Consider the following 14,949-nt stretch of genomic DNA (forward strand, 5'->3'; position numbering starts at 1 on the left):
CAACGAAGCGGATTAACCGCTGACTCTCCGTTGTAAATCGAAGATCATTTGACCTTCCACCCACCGTTCATACCCCTGCACGTCGATCAGATTTCTTCCATCCGGTGCCTTGATCCACACACGTCCCATCACCGGTTACTCTTCGGTTGAGACACGCATCACATTTCCTCGTGTTACAGCACAGACATTCTGCGTTGCCTCACGCGCGCGGGCTCCGTATGACCCCACCGCAAGTGTTGGACACGAAAGCCATTCCAGTGGCAGAGCCGCTTTCGTCCCTGGCCCGTTCGTGCCGCATGTAGGAAAAATCCTACACGCATATCAGCCCACGCTCACAACAGTGGCCTCGTATCCTCCTGCGAATTTTCTCAAGCAGGGGCGGTCATGGACTTTTCCGCAAATCGTGACGGCATTTGGTCACTGTGGCGTCGGCTTGCCGCGTTGTTGGTGCTCGTCTTGGCGAGTGGTGTAGCGCAGGCCGACTGGGTCTACGGCCCTCCCTACAGCTACAACACGGCCTGGGGCTCGGAAGGCGGGTTTCTCTCTGTCGATGCAGCGGTCAATTCGCTCATTGGCGGCTATGAAGCCGACTGCAACAACGGGTCGTTGGAATGCGGGCCCCATTCGTTTTCGGTTGCCTACGGCGGTCCCCACAGCGGCACCGCTGCGACGATCACCATTACCTATATCCATTCCGATGGCACCAGCAGCAGCGACCTCTTTGGGTACATCTGGGCCGAAGATGTTACGGGCTCTGGCTTTCAGCCGAAGAACGCCGGTGGATGCCGCACGATGTGCACGGCCGGCAACGGCTCCGGGCAAGACTCGATGGGTCCGCGCGGCAGCAGCGGCAACGGCACCACCAAGCGTCAGGATGCGGATCGTGGAACCTCGCTCGAAGGCGATCCCATCAACGCGGCCAACGGCAACGAATACCGGCAAGACACCGATGTCAGTGCCTCTCCTTGGCTGACGTTTAGGCGCTTCTACAACTCATCGTCCTATGTGGTATCGAGCAATCTAGGTCCGAAGTGGCGTCACTCGTTCGATCGTCGATTGGACCTCATGCCCAACAGCGGACCCGATGGCGGCTTGCTGTATGCCCGCCGGCCTGACGGGTCCATGGTCCGGTTTACCACCGCCGGAGGGGTTTGGAAGGCCGATACCGATTCGGCGGAGACCCTGACGGCAATAACGGACGCGGCCACGGGAGCGCTCACAGGCTACAAGCTGCGCCTGGCGGCTACTAAGGAGACCGAGGGTTATGACGCCTCCGGGCGCTTACTGAGCATCACCGACGACAACGGCTGGGTGACGACGCTGACCTACAGCGACGCCACGACCGCGCCGGCCATCGCGCCGGCAGCGGGTCTGCTGATTGCGGTCACCGATCCGCAAGGTCGCGTGCTCAGTCTGCGGTATGACACCAATAGCCGCCTGAGCCAGGTCATCGATCCGGCGGGGCAAACCGTAGCCTATGCCTATGCCGGCAACGGCAATCTCGCCAAGGTCACCTTCGCCGACGGCACCAGCCGGCAGTACCTCTACGCCGAGCCTGCGTATGCCGCGTCGCCGAGCAGCTATCCGAGCGAGCTGACGGGGATCATCGACGAGAAGGGGGTGCGGTATGAGACCACCACCTTCAACTCGAACAATCGAGCCACCAGCAACCAGTTTGCCGGCGGCGCCGACAAGATCAGCATCAGCTACGCCAATTACTACAGCAACGGCGGCATTCCCGCCGACCTCACCACGCCGTTGGGTCTCGTGGTCACCTTGGGCTTTGCCGACGACGGCGCCCAGATGCTCAAGCCCAGCGGCACAAGCACCTATTGCGGCAACCAGTGCAACCAGGGCAACAAGTCAGTCACCTACGACACGAACGGCTATCCCGCGACTCGAACCGACTACAAGGGGACCGTTACCAAGACGACTTACGACGCTAACGGGCTGCTGACCCAGCAGGTCGATGCATCGGGCACGGCGGTGCAGCGCACGACCAACACGACTTGGGATGCAACGCATCGTGTGCCATTGACGCAGACGGTTGTCGACGCCAACGGCGCGGTGGTGGCCAAAAGCGGCTGGACCTACAACGCTCGCGGACAAGCCACGGCCGAATGCGTCATCGATCCGTCGGTGACGACGGCCTACACCTGCGGCAGCCAGACCAATGCACCCCAAGGCATCCGGCAGACGCGTTACACGTACTGCGATGCGGTTGACAGCACGCAGTGTCCGCAAGTGGGGTTGTTGCTCAGCGTTGATGGGCCACGGACCGATGTCAGCGATGTCACGTCCTACACGTATTACCTGACCACCGATGAGAGCGGATGCGCCGCGGTGGGCGGAGCGTGTCATCGTGCCGGCGACCTTGCTCAGGTCACCGATGCAGCCGGGCATGTCACGGCCACGCTGGCCTATGACCGGAATAGCCGACCGGTGCGCCAGAAGGACGCCAATGGCGTCATCACGGACGTGACCTACACGCCGCGCGGTTGGCTCGCTACGCGCACCGTGCGTGCGAATGCCGATGGTTCGGCATCGTCGGCGGACGCCACCACCACGCTGACGTATGACCCGGTGGGCGCGCTCAAATCCGTGACCGATCCGGATGGTGTGACGGTCACCTACAGCTACGACGATGCGCACCGCCTGATCGATGTGGCGAATGGCCTCGGCGAGCACATGCACTACACGCTGGACGCTTCGGGTAACCGCATCAAGGAGGAGACCTTTGACGCCTTGGGCGTGTCGCGTCGAAGTGTGTCGCGGAAATACAACAAGTTGGGGCAGTTGGTCAGCGTGACGGATGGGTTGGGTCATGTCGTGTTCGATGCCACGGCCACCGGGAGCTACGACGCCAACGGTAACCTCGTGTCGGCCAAGGACGCGCTGGGCACGGTGCAAAAGAACAGCTTCGACGTCCTCGATCGCTTGGTCAGCAGCGTGGCGGACGCCAACGGTACCAATACGGCGACCAAGGCCACGACCAGCGTATTTGCGCTCGATGCGCTGAACCAGTTGACGGCAGTCACCGACCCGGATGGTCTCAAGACCACGTATGCCCTCGATGGTCTCAGCAATCCCATCGGCCAGACCAGCCCCGATACGGGCACGCAGGCGTCGACCTTTGACGCCGCTGGCAACGCACTGACCTACACCGACGCCAAGGCGACGGTCGCAACCCAGGCATTCGATGCGATAGGCCGGCGTATCTCGGTCAGCTATGCAGACAGTTCGCTCAACGTGGCCTTCCACTACGACGAGGGCAACAGCATCACCGGCTGCGCCAGTTCGTTCCCCATCGGCCGTCTGACCCGGGTCGTGGAACATGCGGTCACGACGGTTTACTGCTACGACAACCAAGGTCGGGTGATCGAACAGCGCCAGACCCAAGGCACCGTCACCGACACGACGGACTACGTCTACACCAAGGCGGGGCGCCTTGCGGCAACCGCGTCGCCCAGTGGCCTCGTGACGCAATACAGCCGCGATGCCGCCGGCCAGATCACGACGGTGACCGTCACGCCGGCCAATGGATTGGCGAGCGCGGTGGTCAGCTCGGCAACGTATCTGCCGTTCGGTCCGATCCTTAGCTACACACTGGGTAATGGCCAGACCATCACCCGTAGCTATGACGCCAACTATCGGTTCACCGATATAGTCAGCCCCGCGCTGAACCTGCATGTGGCGCGCGACGCCGTCGGCAACATCGTCGCCCTGGGCAATGCGTCGGGCGCGTCGCCAGCCATTGAGACGTACACCTACGACGCGCTATACCGGCTCACGGGTGTGAAGGACGCGAGTGGTGCAGCCGTCGAGACCTATAGCTACTCCAAGGCGGGGGACCGCCTGAGCAAGACGGCTCCGGGATTGGCGACGGGCACCTACGGCTATGAAACCAGCTCGCACCATCTGACCACCATAGGTGCTGCTTCTCGCACCTACGACGCAAATGGCTCGACCACAGCTAACGCCAGTGCGGGTACGGCCTGGGGCTATGGCTATAACGGACGCGGCCAGTTGACGGTGCTTCAGCAGGGCGGCGCGACGGTCGCGACGTACGTCTACGACGCTGCCTCTCACCGAGTCGCCAAGACCGTTGGCTCAGCGACGACGCGCTACGTATACGGCCCCAGCGGATTGGTGGGCGAATACGGCGCCACTCCGCGCGACTACGTTTGGATGGACGACACGCCCGTCGCAGTGGTGGATGGCACCACGGTTGCCTTCGTGCATGCCGATGGACTGGATACGCCACGTGCCGTTACCGACGCCGCTGGCGCGGTGGTGTGGAGATGGGCCTATCAGAGCAACCCGTTTGGTGAGCAGGCGCCGACGTCGGCGAGCGGCTATGTACTGAACCTTCGGTTCGCAGGGCAGTATTACGACGCGGAAGCGGGCACCGTATACAACACCTATCGGAACTTCGACCCGTCCACCGGTCGCTACCTACAGAGCGACCCCATTGGCCTGGCAGGTGGTATTAGCACCTATAGCTACACCGAATCGAACCCACTGGGTGCGGTGGATCCGCTAGGACTTTTGGGCGAGAAATACGAGTATCAGCCAGCGGTTCCAACGCCTCAGATGCTAGAAGCAGAGGAACTCTTGACGAAGTTGGCGACCCAAGCTGCCAACAAGGTCGACGCAGAATGCGGCCTCCGTTGCCAGCTGCCTTGGATACGCGGCACGCTCATCCATAGCGAGTTTAAGCGACTTGTCGATGCACAATGTCCGCAATCCTTGTATCACACGGAAGTTAGTTATTACGATCACGTTGAGGTTAGGTATGGTTACCCTGGGTCGTCTCGGGCCGACGTCGTATTGGGTCCGAAGGCCGCGCCGATTGCCGTCTACGACCTCAAAACCGGCTGGGGTTACATCAGTAGATTTCAGGCAAATGCCTATGGTGCTAACCTCCCGGTAGGGACTGTCATTGCACCCATTTACCCCGTAGGTCGTTAGATACATGAATAAGCGTTCGATTGCTCGTCTCCTGCGTCAGCAAGTCGATGGCTTGGCGCAGTCGGGCGGCTACTTTTTTCGCAAGGACTGTGACCTTGTCTTGCATGGTGTTCTGCTAGAGGACCGGCCTCAAGGCATATATTTGTGGCAATTTCGCTTTCCACTTTTCGATGCATTTGGCGAGAATCTGCTCTATAGCAGCCGCCTGGAGGATGGTGGATTTATAGCCAAGGGTGAACTTTCTGACGAGCAAGTCGTTGAGCGAGTGTTGGCTCGGCCAGAATTAGCTGAGGCACTGCGGCCCGGGCCGCCGATGACTTTGCATAGCTTCTTGCACTACTTAGAGGGCTCAGAGGCCATGCTAAATCCACATGCCCACCTCGTGCTCGCTTCGGGATTGGTCCTGGCCCAAGAATTTACTCGGGCTCAAGAAACGCTCAAAGCGATGTTCAGAGAGATGTTGGCTCGCCTGGGCAAGCGCGACGAAGAGCTCGGCCGAAGCCTTCTTGGGCGCTTGAGGGAAGATCCAGATGCGGCGGTTGCTTTGCTGAAGGAGGTGGTCGAAAGGAACCGTCAGGCATTTGGTATTGCATGACCTATTTTCATGCCCGAAGTTGTATTTTTCCGAGTCGAGCCTTTCCAGCTAAGTAGCTGATGCCGTTAGGACCCAGATAAGCTGCTATTTCAAGTGGGCAGCCCAAGGGCGTGATCCCCGGCCAACCTGCGTGAGCGTGTACAAATGTCGCCTTTCGGATGGTCTCGCGGGGCGCCTGCAGACGGAGCGGGCAGCAAGCTCAGGTGCGGTGCCGGCGTGCTTCGAGTCGCCAACGCTCGACAAGGCTCGGTTCGAACTGCTCGAATCGCGCGAGTCTGGAACTCCAGCACTAAGGCCATCTCATGAAGGAGTCTAAAACGCTACTCATGTCAGTGCTCTGGTTCGCGGTCCAGACGGCCTTCGCACAAACTGCGCCAGAGCAGCCGGTGAACCTCAATCGAGACTTGGTCCTCACGCAGCAGCAATTGCAAACCCTTGCGGTTGAGGCGATGCGTGGGTCGTCGGAGGCGGCGTCCAAGATCTCCGTCTTCTACGGTTTCGTGCTTGTTAACCCGATGGAGGAAAGGCGCTGGGCACTCATTGCCGCGGAGAATGGCGATCCGGTCGCGCAATACAATGTCTACGAGGACTTCATGAACAACGACACGGCGCTTGATCGCGAGCGTGCACTGTTCTGGCTGAGAAAGTCAGCCAACGCCGGCTACAATGAAGCGCAGGAAAAACTAAAGCGCGTCGGGGAAGAAGGGAAGCGTGCATCGGACCCGCATGCTTTGAAGTCAGATCCGCAGGGACATTAAGCGAACGCTTCCGAGTGACCAGACTCGATAGGACGCGACGAGCCTTATTCGGCGTTGACCCAAAAACAGGAGATGTGATCTATCCGACGGGAGAGGTCGTAGGCAACTTGGATGACGTTAAGTCCAAGTGATATGCCAAATTGGATGCTGAGCCGGATGGCCAGTGTGACTCTGACGACGAACAGGTGAAATATGCCGTCTTTTGCGCGTTCTCGCGCCACATTGCGTATCGCTGGTGAGTTACTCGTACCAGACGAAGTCAGCCGAATGCTGGGGAGTGAGCCCACTGATTCTCAGCAAAAAGGGGGCGAAATTCTTGGGCAGTCTACCGGTCAAGTGAGGATTGCCAGAACGGGTATGTGGAAGTTAGTTGCACAGACTCGCGAACCAGAAGATCTGTGCGGGCAGATCGATGAGATTTTGGGTAAATTGACAAATGACCAGGATGTTTGGGCGGACATTCGTCGGAGTTTCAGCATAGATCTCTTCTGTGGACTCTTTATGGGATCAGGTAATGATGGAATATCTCTGCCGCCGGAGCGCCTACAGGATCTAGCCGAGCGCGGCATCGAACTGGCACTAGATATTTACGATTCAACGGACTGATAAATTGGCACCGCGAGTTCAACGCCGCAAGCACGTGACACAGGTAGCGGGACCTTCGAATGAGGCTGATATGCAGGGCGCGGAACGCGTCATGTAGAAAAAAATTGGCCCGGTAATCTCTAGTCATCGACGACGCAGGGTCATCATTCATAACCGTTGCCGGATACCGTTGGCCGCCGTCGATGGCGCCTCCACTGCATTCGATCCAAATCCGTACAAACTCATGGCTCGTAGGACGATGCAGCAGCTACCAGTATCTGCCCATGGCATCAACATGGTTGGCAAACGCGGCACGATGAACCTGGGATGGTGCGCGTGATACTCCGAGTGTGCGTGTTTACTTTGATCGTGGCATTTGTAACGTGGTCTACAACCTGTGGTTCCTCTGTACGGACAGGCCATGTGGCGGTGGTGGGCGGTGAATCCTATGTGAGTTGGGCCGCCGACGCTATCTGGGGGCGGCGCAGCCGGGACCCGAGAGCACGAACGGCCATACAGATGACCCAATGGGTGAGACGAAATCCCGCCCAGGTTAGCGATGCAGACATCTCCATCCTGGCTGGGCTTATGCGACATGAGGATGATATTGTCCGCCGCGAAGCCGCCGCATCGTTGGGCTTTGTTGGCCATCGTGCGGTATCGGCTGCTCCGGCCCTCATTCACGCCCTTCTTGAACGGCCATGCTCGCCTCAGCCTGCCATGCCCGCAGACACCATACGCGTTGCGCTTGAGCGGATTGGTGCGGAGCCTGTCAACATACCGTGCGCGGATCCGTTCGGTTCCCGGCAATGAGTGCCCAATGCCCGATTTTCTGTTCCTGATTTTCGTCTTGCTAGCATCGGTCAGCTTCTTCTGGGCTGGAACGAATGCGGTGGCGCTTATGCGCTCAAACGTTCGGGACAGGCGCGAGCAAGGACAGACGCCTTTGAGCCAGCCGTTCAATGCGATGTTGATGCCAGGCTTGAGTGCGGAAGGCATTGCATTGCGGCGACGTGTTTGGCTAGGTCTTTTTTTCTGCATGGCGTTTGGCATTTGCGCAGCAGCGGCCAGTTATTGGATGTAAGCGCCAAGGCGGCGGTGCAGTCACGCCAAGACTTGTATGTAAGTAACAAGAAATTGTAGCCATCTAGACATGAATGACCTTGTCGAAAGTTTTAAGAAAATGCCTGGACCTTTGAGGGTCTTAACACTGTTCTCGTTGATGTCGGTGCTGCTTCTAGTGGCAACGATCGTTATTCCAGGTGGCGCCGTCGTAGGTCAGAAGAGGATTGGATCAGCCAACTGGTGGATCAACGGCAGCGGACTAATATTTGCCATAGCTGTTTGCCTTTTCTTCAGTGCGGGGATCTTGCTGCTCAAAGCGAGGAGCCTCGGTCGCCTGGTCTATATATTAGGTGTCGTGGGGCTCTACGTTGCAGGTTATTTAATCGAGCTAATCAACGGGGTGAGTTACTCTCGCGGCGCCTACTTTTATGATCTTCTCTTTGCGGTCTTGCAGGTTGTAGCTTTGAGTGCCTATCTTTTCCTGAATCGTCGCGTGAAGAATTTTTTGGTCGCTTAGTGTCCGCTGCGTCCGCGCGCATTCGGGTCTGTCGCGAATGACAAGGTTATCTGTTGCTAAGGACTTATAACGATGAGCAGGCAGACCCTGGCGGGAGCTGCACACATTCTCCTCTTATGGCTCGCCGCGGGCGTGACGCACGCTGATACACCGCTTGAACCTGCCAACGAAACCGCCTTCTGCTCAAAAGAGGGCCGCTACTGCGCCCATTCGACAGTAAACCCACCGCATCTAGAGGTGTTTGCGAGGCGCAATCCAGAGGACGTCCTCTGGTCGAGGAATGAGTCCGTGACCAAAGGTTTTCTTTCGGACGACGGTAAGACCGTGGTGTCCTGCTACGGCGGACTCAACTTGATTCCTTTGGACGCTACACTTGAATTTCCTGTCGTACGAATGCTTCATGCTTCCGGGAACGTCGAGGAAATTCGATTGAAGTTGCTCTACTCGGATATCCGCCAACTTCCTCGTACGGGTTCGCATCTCGAGTGGGGAAGATGCGTGGGTATTGAGGGCGGCAACGCTCTTCTGGAGCGCGCGGATGGAACTCAGTGGCAGAGCTCCAAGCTGTAGTTGGACAATGTCGGGCGTATTCCCGAAGGTTCCGGGCATTGAAGGTCAATGAAATGGAATGGCGATTGTTGCGCTTTTTGGGTGTGGTGTTGGTCACTTGCCTGGTTTCCTCGCATGCCGCCGCGCTTGCCCGGACGAAGTGCGGGTATTGAGCCCTGGATGGTCGGTTACTGGAAGGTCTCGAAGAACGAAGACCCATTACCACCTGACACCTTCGGCATCGAAGCGGACGGGACGTACATCATGCAGGGCATCAATTGCCGGATGGAAGTTCGGGGAAGGGCGCACGTTTTTGACGAGGAGATATTCACCCGGCTTATCCTGCCCGGAAAAGGACCTATCGGGTTCATCCTCAAGCCCGACGGTCAGGGCAATCTGACCTTCACATCCACACGCACCCAACGCAATGCTATCTACAGCAAGCTGCCTGAAAACCCTTGCCCGAATGGAGCCATTGCGTAACCGGCCGGGGCTGGGGACCAGGAAGGGCACTGACCTAGCGCTGGTTCGCTGCTCTGACCTGCCGGGTGGCTCTCGTCCGGGGACCAGGAGGGGGACAAATGCCTTGCTCGCTTTCCTTTTTCTGCTCAACGGGTGTGAGAGCGACCAAGCCGTGGTGTGGCGGACAGACTCGGTGTCCCCTGGCGGTGAGTACACGGTGCACGCCGAGACCGTCCAGCAAAGCGGGCCGGGAAATGCCTGGATATCGACGACGGTCACCCTGCGTCAGCTGGGCCAGAAGGCCGGCGTCCATATCCTCGACCTCTCCCACGACCTATTACCTCGGCCGCCGGGGAGCGCCGTTGATATAACCTGGGCGGGCCCACGGCACCTTGTGCTGGTGTGGGCGCCAGGAAGCGAGGTCGGCTTTCAAGCCGGGAAGGCGATCGAAGTGGACATCGATGCCATGCCGCGCCGTCAGGAATGACCGCTGTGTGCGTTGCAGTTCACCTGTGCACTCCGCTCCCGACGAAGTCACGGTGCCACGGTTTTCCGTAGCCGACGGGGCACGCAGAGAGCTCTCTTGGCAAAGGGAAGAGGCCGCAACAGTCGCGAAAGAGGTAGGCCAAGGAGCCGAGGATATCGCCAAAGGCCTCGGCCGAAGCAAGAACAACTTGAAGCCAGTGAGTGAGGCGGAAGGTGCTCACTCTGTTTACAAGAGCGGACCCGATGGAAAGATAACGAATACGGCGACTTATGAGCCCAACGCGAAGAACCCGTCGGGATTTCAAGAAACGAAGCGTTTTGACGTAACGGGCAAAGCGCACACAAATCCTGACGGCACCGTTGTCCCAATCCCTCACGTTAAGGAGGCGGGAACGCGCGGTGTAACCTGCACGACCTGACGAGCTACCGAAACAATGAATAATGACGTTAACCGGACAGGCCAAGCGGTTCTTCGCCTCCAACAATGGTACGAGAACCAATGCGATGGAGATTGGGAGCACTCATTTGGCATAACCATCGACACACTGGACAATCCTGGATGGATTTTATCGATTGATCTGGCAGAGACAGAGTGGGAGGAAGTCGCTCTCCCACTGGTGCGAATCGTGCGCAGTGATTCGGACTGGTTCCAGTACGAGATCGTGGAGAAAAAGTTCAGGGCTTGCGGCGGAATCGGGAACTTTGTGGAATTGCTTGAGGCCTTCTTTCGCGAGCTGGGCGGTTCCGAGGAGCGTCAACACGCCGGCTAGGGAATCTAACAACCAACCCACCAATAAGGCGGGTGACGACCGAATTAGTCGGGCTGACCAGAATAGTGCCGAAAAGTCGTATGAATTCCCTGACGGACACCGCGTCACCACGGCTGGTCTGTCGCGCGGCACAACAGGGGAAATCTATGACGAGGTCTCCCCGCGCAGGTGCTTGCATGGGGGCTGTATGGGTCCCGATTTGCTACTGGGTGATGCTGCGGGAATACTCGTCGAAGAGCCTGGCTGCGGTCAGGTCGTTTCGAAGCTCTACCGGCACCAACTCGTCGATGAGAACCTCACGGATGCGTTCGGTGATGACATCGCAGTCACTTCGGGAGAAGCCGAGCGCCGTGGCATAGACACGCTCGGCGGCGTGAAGGCCCTGGAGTTCGAGGAGTTGCATGTTTTGCTCGAGAAAACCGAACCCGAGGAAGACAACAGTGCGCGCCTCGCTGAGACGTTCGATCATCGCCGAGTGGTGGGCATTGTCGATTTGCTCGGAAAATGTTTGGATACGCTTCGAGAGTTCGAGGAGCGTCGTGGCACTGACTTTCTCACCGTAGGGCGCCTCGGGTCCGCCGCCGGATTGCCAGGGCAACCGACCGACGGAGCCGTAGGCGTGATACACCACTTGCATGCCAACAATCTCTGCCGCGCGCTGCTCGGTCATGCCGTAATAGGTCTGCAGAGCCCGCCAGAGAAACTCTTCAAGTGATCGGTCGTAGTTGAAAGTGATGAAGCCGACATTTTGGAAGAGGTCGTCCGTGTCTTCTCGCTTGACGCCTTCCGTAAGGTTCCTAATAAGCCGGGTCAGCCACGAACCTTGAAGCGTAGTATCCGAAAAATCGATCGATGAGCGTCCTCGGCCCGTGGTGAGTCTGGTGTTGCCCTCCGCCTCAAGGATGGCGCGGACTATGGCGAGCTTGCCGACGATCTGTGCATGCTCGTCAGTCGAGTGCGCCTCAAGGTAATTATCGATTGAAATCGCCAAGGGCAAGGCGCTTTTCATCGCCCGGCCCGCGCGATAGGCAAGATTGCCGTCGCGTCCAGCGGCCTTGTAGCTCATGTGGAGCGCCTGTTGGACGAGCTCGTCTCCCCGAATCAGCTTGGCATAATCGAAATAGAAATCGCTGAGGTCGCCGATGCGGTCTTTCAGGCCCGAGCCTAGCGGAAACCCCAACTCAAAGCTGGCCCCTGCGCCAATAACAAACACGGTTTTTGACTTAAACATTGAAGTCCCTATCAGCCTTACGGCTATCGTACCGACAGCGCTTGGCTCATTAACACTGAGAACTTTGACAACGACAAAACCTCGTAGCAATGTGTCTTGCCGAATTTGCGTAAACGGGGTTGAAGGCCAAGGCTCTTAACGTAAGCAACTGCAGGTGCAGATAGACCGTCATGAGTTAAACGGGATTGAATCAGCTACTCGGCGGGCGCAAGATGGTCCCGCCAAAGGAGAGCTCCATGACGAAGAAAGACATCCATGTGGTTCCGCGCAAGGATGGTTGGGCGGTAATCAAAGAGGGTAACCAGAGGGCTGGTTCTATTCATCGTACGCAAGCCGAGGCCCTTATTCAGGGACGTGACCAGGCGAAACGCGACAAGGTCGAACTCGTAACACATGGCCGTGACGGCCGCATTCGCGATTCCGACAGCTACGGTAACGATCCGAATCCGCCGAAGGACAAGGTTCCCTGAGCTGTTTGGATTTTGGTATATCTTGGAAACTGCACACGGCAGGTAGGCCAGCAGGCCCCGCGGACGAGCGGGCACGGTGAAGGTGAATATGTCACTGGCATTCGCTTCGGACTGACAGCACCGCACCTTCGTAGTCTCCCTGAGCATTTTTCACCCGTCGGAACTCGCTACTGCAGTCTTCGCTCAGATCCCCATTTTCAAGGCACTGCATGTAGCGCTTGGCGTATCCAAGGCTCTCATTTGCTGCCGCGCCCGCCTCCTCTCTGGCGCTCTGGCATTCGGTCGAACCGGTGTCGTCTTGGACGTCCTTCGTCGCGCGATAAACTAGAATAACTTCGCGCTGCTCGTCGGGAGAGAGACTGTCCAGCCTTTTTTGCCCGTTTACGATGGCTTGGTAATTACGAAGGCCACGTTGGAAGTCTTGCGCAATCGTCGATATGGGAACAAGGCAAAGGAGCATCATGATCGTGCGTAATATGACGTGCCACGGTTGGGAATGTGCTTTGACTATTGGGTTCATGTAAAGGTATCGGCAGTTTGACCAATGACCTTAGGCCAGGGCGGCAGTGCCAAGTATTATTCGTGACGAAGCAGGTCGGATTCGGGACACATTCGGTATGCAGTCTGTAGCCGGGGGCAGTAAGCGTGTCTTGCACGATTTCTTCAGAACTAAATTCGTCATTCGTGCCATCAGGGCCGAGTGTACTCGCCGGCGTCCATATACCTTGTTTAGATAGCGACATAGTCCGGGCCGCGATTCTCGTCGGCCATCCTGCATCACCCGACCCTAACCAATGTGTCGCCACGCACCACTCGACACCGAACGCAGCCTTCACACCAGCCCCGCAATCCTCCACCAAACAGTGGAGGCATCGATGGCGAAAACCCCACAACCCCACGGCAAACTCTACGTCGTCCGACACGGCCAAAGCGCCGGCAACGTGCTACGCGACCACGCCGAAGCCCACGGCGAGGAGCTCATCGCCCTCAACAACCGGGATGCCGACACACCGCTATCGCCACTGGGCAAAGCGCAGGCCGACGCCTTGGGCGAATGGCTCGCAGCCCTGCCCGATAGAGTCCGTCCCGACACCATCCTGTCCTCGCCGTTTGTCCGCGCCCACGAAACCGCGGCCATCCTTGCAAAGAAGCTCGGCATCACCGAGACGGCCATCGAGATCGACGAGCGCCTGCGGGAAAAGGAATTCGGCATCCTCGACCGCTATACCCGTAAGGGTATCGAGAACAAATACCCGGAACTCGCCGCGCAGCGTTCAATGGTCGGCAAGTTCTACTTCCGTCCCCCAGGCGGGGAGAGTTGGTGTGATGTCATTCTCAGACTTCGCAGTGTCATCGACGGCATACGGCTGACCAAGCCGGATTGCCGGGTTGTGGTCGTCGGCCATCAGGTCATCGTCAACTGCTTCCGATACCTTCTGGAGAACATGCGCGAAGACGACATCCTCGCGATCGACGCCGAAGGCGACTTCCCCAATTGCGGCTACGCAGAGTACGACGTCCAGAAGGGCCCACCCGTGACGTTCACCCTCCGTCATGGCCGTTTCGTGCCCCCGACACTGGAAGCGGTGGACGTCACCACGGAGAGCGACGTGCCGGCGGGGCCACGCTGATGAATGGCATTCGTGTCACGCGCTCATTGCTCCGTAGATGGCCACTTCCCGCACCCGGAACCAGCAAGGAAGACCGGGGCCGGATCATCGTGGTGGGCGGCTCTCGCCAGGTGCCCGGTGCACCCCTCCTGTCGGGCGAGGCTGCACTCCGGGCGGGTGCCGGAAAACTGATGCTTATGACCGGGGAGCCGTGGGCGCTCCAGACTGGCTTGGCGATGCCCGAGGCGGGCGTTGCAGCGATAGGGGTTGGAGAAGACGGAGAACTCGGCACGCTTGACGCCGGCATGGTCGAGCTCGTCCGACAGGCCGGCGCGGTGCTTGTTGGACCGGGCATGGCGACCGGCGCGTCCCCGGCCTCTTTGCAGATCGCCCGTGCCGCGCCGCTGTTGGTTGCGGACGCAGGCAGCCTCCATGAGGACGCGTTACGGCCGGCTGCGGGCCGGCTGGTTATTACCCCTCATATTCCGGAAATGGCCGACCTCCTCGGCCTGCGCCCCGAGGAGGTGAGTCGGCGTCCGGCCGACATAGCCGTCGACGCGGCAGCCCGCTTCGACACCGTAGTCGTGCTCAAGGGGCCGACGACGTGGATCGCTGCACCCGATGGACGCCTGTGGGTTCATGAGGTCGATGCGCCGGGTCTTGGCACCTCGGGTTCGGGCGATGTACTCGCCGGCATCCTCACCGGTCTGCTCGCGCGCGGCGCCGACCCGGTCCAGGCGTCCGTATGGGCGGTCGCCGCCCACGGCAGGGCCGGCAGGATGGCGGCAAGGAACGTGGGGCACCTTGGTTTTCTGGCGCGCGAGACGCTCGGGTATATCCCGCGCATCCTGGATGCGCTCTCGTAATCCGATCCGCGAAA

The 14,949-nt window shown here is 58.8% G+C and carries 15 protein-coding genes; 13 read left to right on the forward strand and 2 right to left on the reverse strand.

Translation table 11 applies throughout. From position 1 onward, the window contains the following. Window positions 1-384 precede the first annotated feature (384 nt). From FHS47_RS05645 to FHS47_RS05695, 10 genes are all read left to right on the forward strand, one after another. Window positions 385-4,971 (forward strand): RHS repeat-associated core domain-containing protein, encoded by a 4,587-nt coding sequence (locus FHS47_RS05645; protein ID WP_167024112.1) that lies wholly within the window; start codon window positions 385-387, stop codon window positions 4,969-4,971. Between the two features lie 4 nt (window positions 4,972-4,975). After that, window positions 4,976-5,566 carry a hypothetical protein gene (locus FHS47_RS05650; protein WP_167024115.1) on the forward strand — a complete coding sequence of 197 codons (591 nt, stop codon included), beginning with the start codon at window positions 4,976-4,978 and terminating at the stop codon, window positions 5,564-5,566. 302 nt (window positions 5,567-5,868) lie between these two features. After that, complete coding sequence (locus FHS47_RS05655; protein ID WP_167024118.1) at window positions 5,869-6,324, forward strand: sel1 repeat family protein; 456 nt, start codon at window positions 5,869-5,871, stop codon at window positions 6,322-6,324. A gap of 192 nt (window positions 6,325-6,516) precedes the next feature. Next, window positions 6,517-6,930 (forward strand): DUF4279 domain-containing protein, encoded by a 414-nt coding sequence (locus tag FHS47_RS05660; protein ID WP_167024120.1) that lies wholly within the window; start codon window positions 6,517-6,519, stop codon window positions 6,928-6,930. A gap of 799 nt (window positions 6,931-7,729) precedes the next feature. Then, window positions 7,730-7,993 (forward strand): hypothetical protein, encoded by a 264-nt coding sequence (locus FHS47_RS05665; RefSeq protein ID WP_167024123.1) that lies wholly within the window; start codon window positions 7,730-7,732, stop codon window positions 7,991-7,993. 69 nt (window positions 7,994-8,062) lie between these two features. Next, on the forward strand, window positions 8,063-8,491 hold the full coding sequence (locus FHS47_RS05670) for a hypothetical protein (protein WP_167024125.1): 429 nt from the start codon (window positions 8,063-8,065) through the stop codon (window positions 8,489-8,491). A 72-nt stretch (window positions 8,492-8,563) separates the two neighbouring features. Then, window positions 8,564-9,061 (forward strand): hypothetical protein, encoded by a 498-nt coding sequence (locus FHS47_RS05675; RefSeq protein ID WP_167024128.1) that lies wholly within the window; start codon window positions 8,564-8,566, stop codon window positions 9,059-9,061. Between the two features lie 114 nt (window positions 9,062-9,175). Beyond that, entirely contained in the window at window positions 9,176-9,523 is a 348-nt protein-coding gene (locus FHS47_RS05680) for a hypothetical protein (protein WP_167024131.1), read from the forward strand. 103 nt (window positions 9,524-9,626) lie between these two features. Next, complete coding sequence (locus FHS47_RS05685) at window positions 9,627-9,989, forward strand: hypothetical protein (protein WP_167024134.1); 363 nt, start codon at window positions 9,627-9,629, stop codon at window positions 9,987-9,989. Window positions 9,990-10,422: 433 nt separating this feature from the next. Continuing rightward, a complete protein-coding gene (locus tag FHS47_RS05695) occupies window positions 10,423-10,758 on the forward strand; it encodes an immunity 53 family protein (protein ID WP_167024140.1) in 336 nt (111 codons plus the stop codon). 202 nt (window positions 10,759-10,960) lie between these two features. Here the strand turns inward: FHS47_RS05695 and FHS47_RS05700 are convergent, their stop codons facing one another. Further along, on the reverse strand, window positions 10,961-11,989 hold the full coding sequence (locus tag FHS47_RS05700) for an SIR2 family protein (RefSeq protein ID WP_167024143.1): 1,029 nt from the start codon (window positions 11,987-11,989) through the stop codon (window positions 10,961-10,963). A 236-nt stretch (window positions 11,990-12,225) separates the two neighbouring features. Here FHS47_RS05700 and FHS47_RS05705 point away from each other — a divergent pair, with 236 nt between their 5' ends. Then, window positions 12,226-12,459: a DUF2188 domain-containing protein gene (locus FHS47_RS05705; RefSeq protein ID WP_167024146.1), complete on the forward strand. Its 234-nt coding sequence runs from the start codon at window positions 12,226-12,228 to the stop codon at window positions 12,457-12,459. A gap of 91 nt (window positions 12,460-12,550) precedes the next feature. Here the strand turns inward: FHS47_RS05705 and FHS47_RS05710 are convergent, their stop codons facing one another. After that, window positions 12,551-12,979, reverse strand: a complete 429-nt coding sequence (locus FHS47_RS05710) for a hypothetical protein (protein ID WP_167024148.1) — start codon at window positions 12,977-12,979, stop codon at window positions 12,551-12,553. A 355-nt stretch (window positions 12,980-13,334) separates the two neighbouring features. On the opposite strand from FHS47_RS05710, the gene FHS47_RS05715 reads away from it, so the two are divergent. Both FHS47_RS05715 and FHS47_RS05720 read left to right on the forward strand, forming a co-directional pair. Next, entirely contained in the window at window positions 13,335-14,090 is a 756-nt protein-coding gene (locus FHS47_RS05715) for a histidine phosphatase family protein (RefSeq protein ID WP_167024150.1), read from the forward strand. Further along, on the forward strand, window positions 14,090-14,935 hold the full coding sequence (locus FHS47_RS05720) for an NAD(P)H-hydrate dehydratase (protein WP_167024153.1): 846 nt from the start codon (window positions 14,090-14,092) through the stop codon (window positions 14,933-14,935). Before FHS47_RS05715 ends, FHS47_RS05720 begins: the two co-directional genes overlap by 1 nt. The last annotated feature ends 14 nt before the right edge of the window (window positions 14,936-14,949 follow it).

It is taken from the genome of Luteibacter sp. SG786 (genome assembly GCF_011759605.1).
Taxonomy (GTDB): Bacteria; Pseudomonadota; Gammaproteobacteria; order Xanthomonadales; family Rhodanobacteraceae; genus Luteibacter.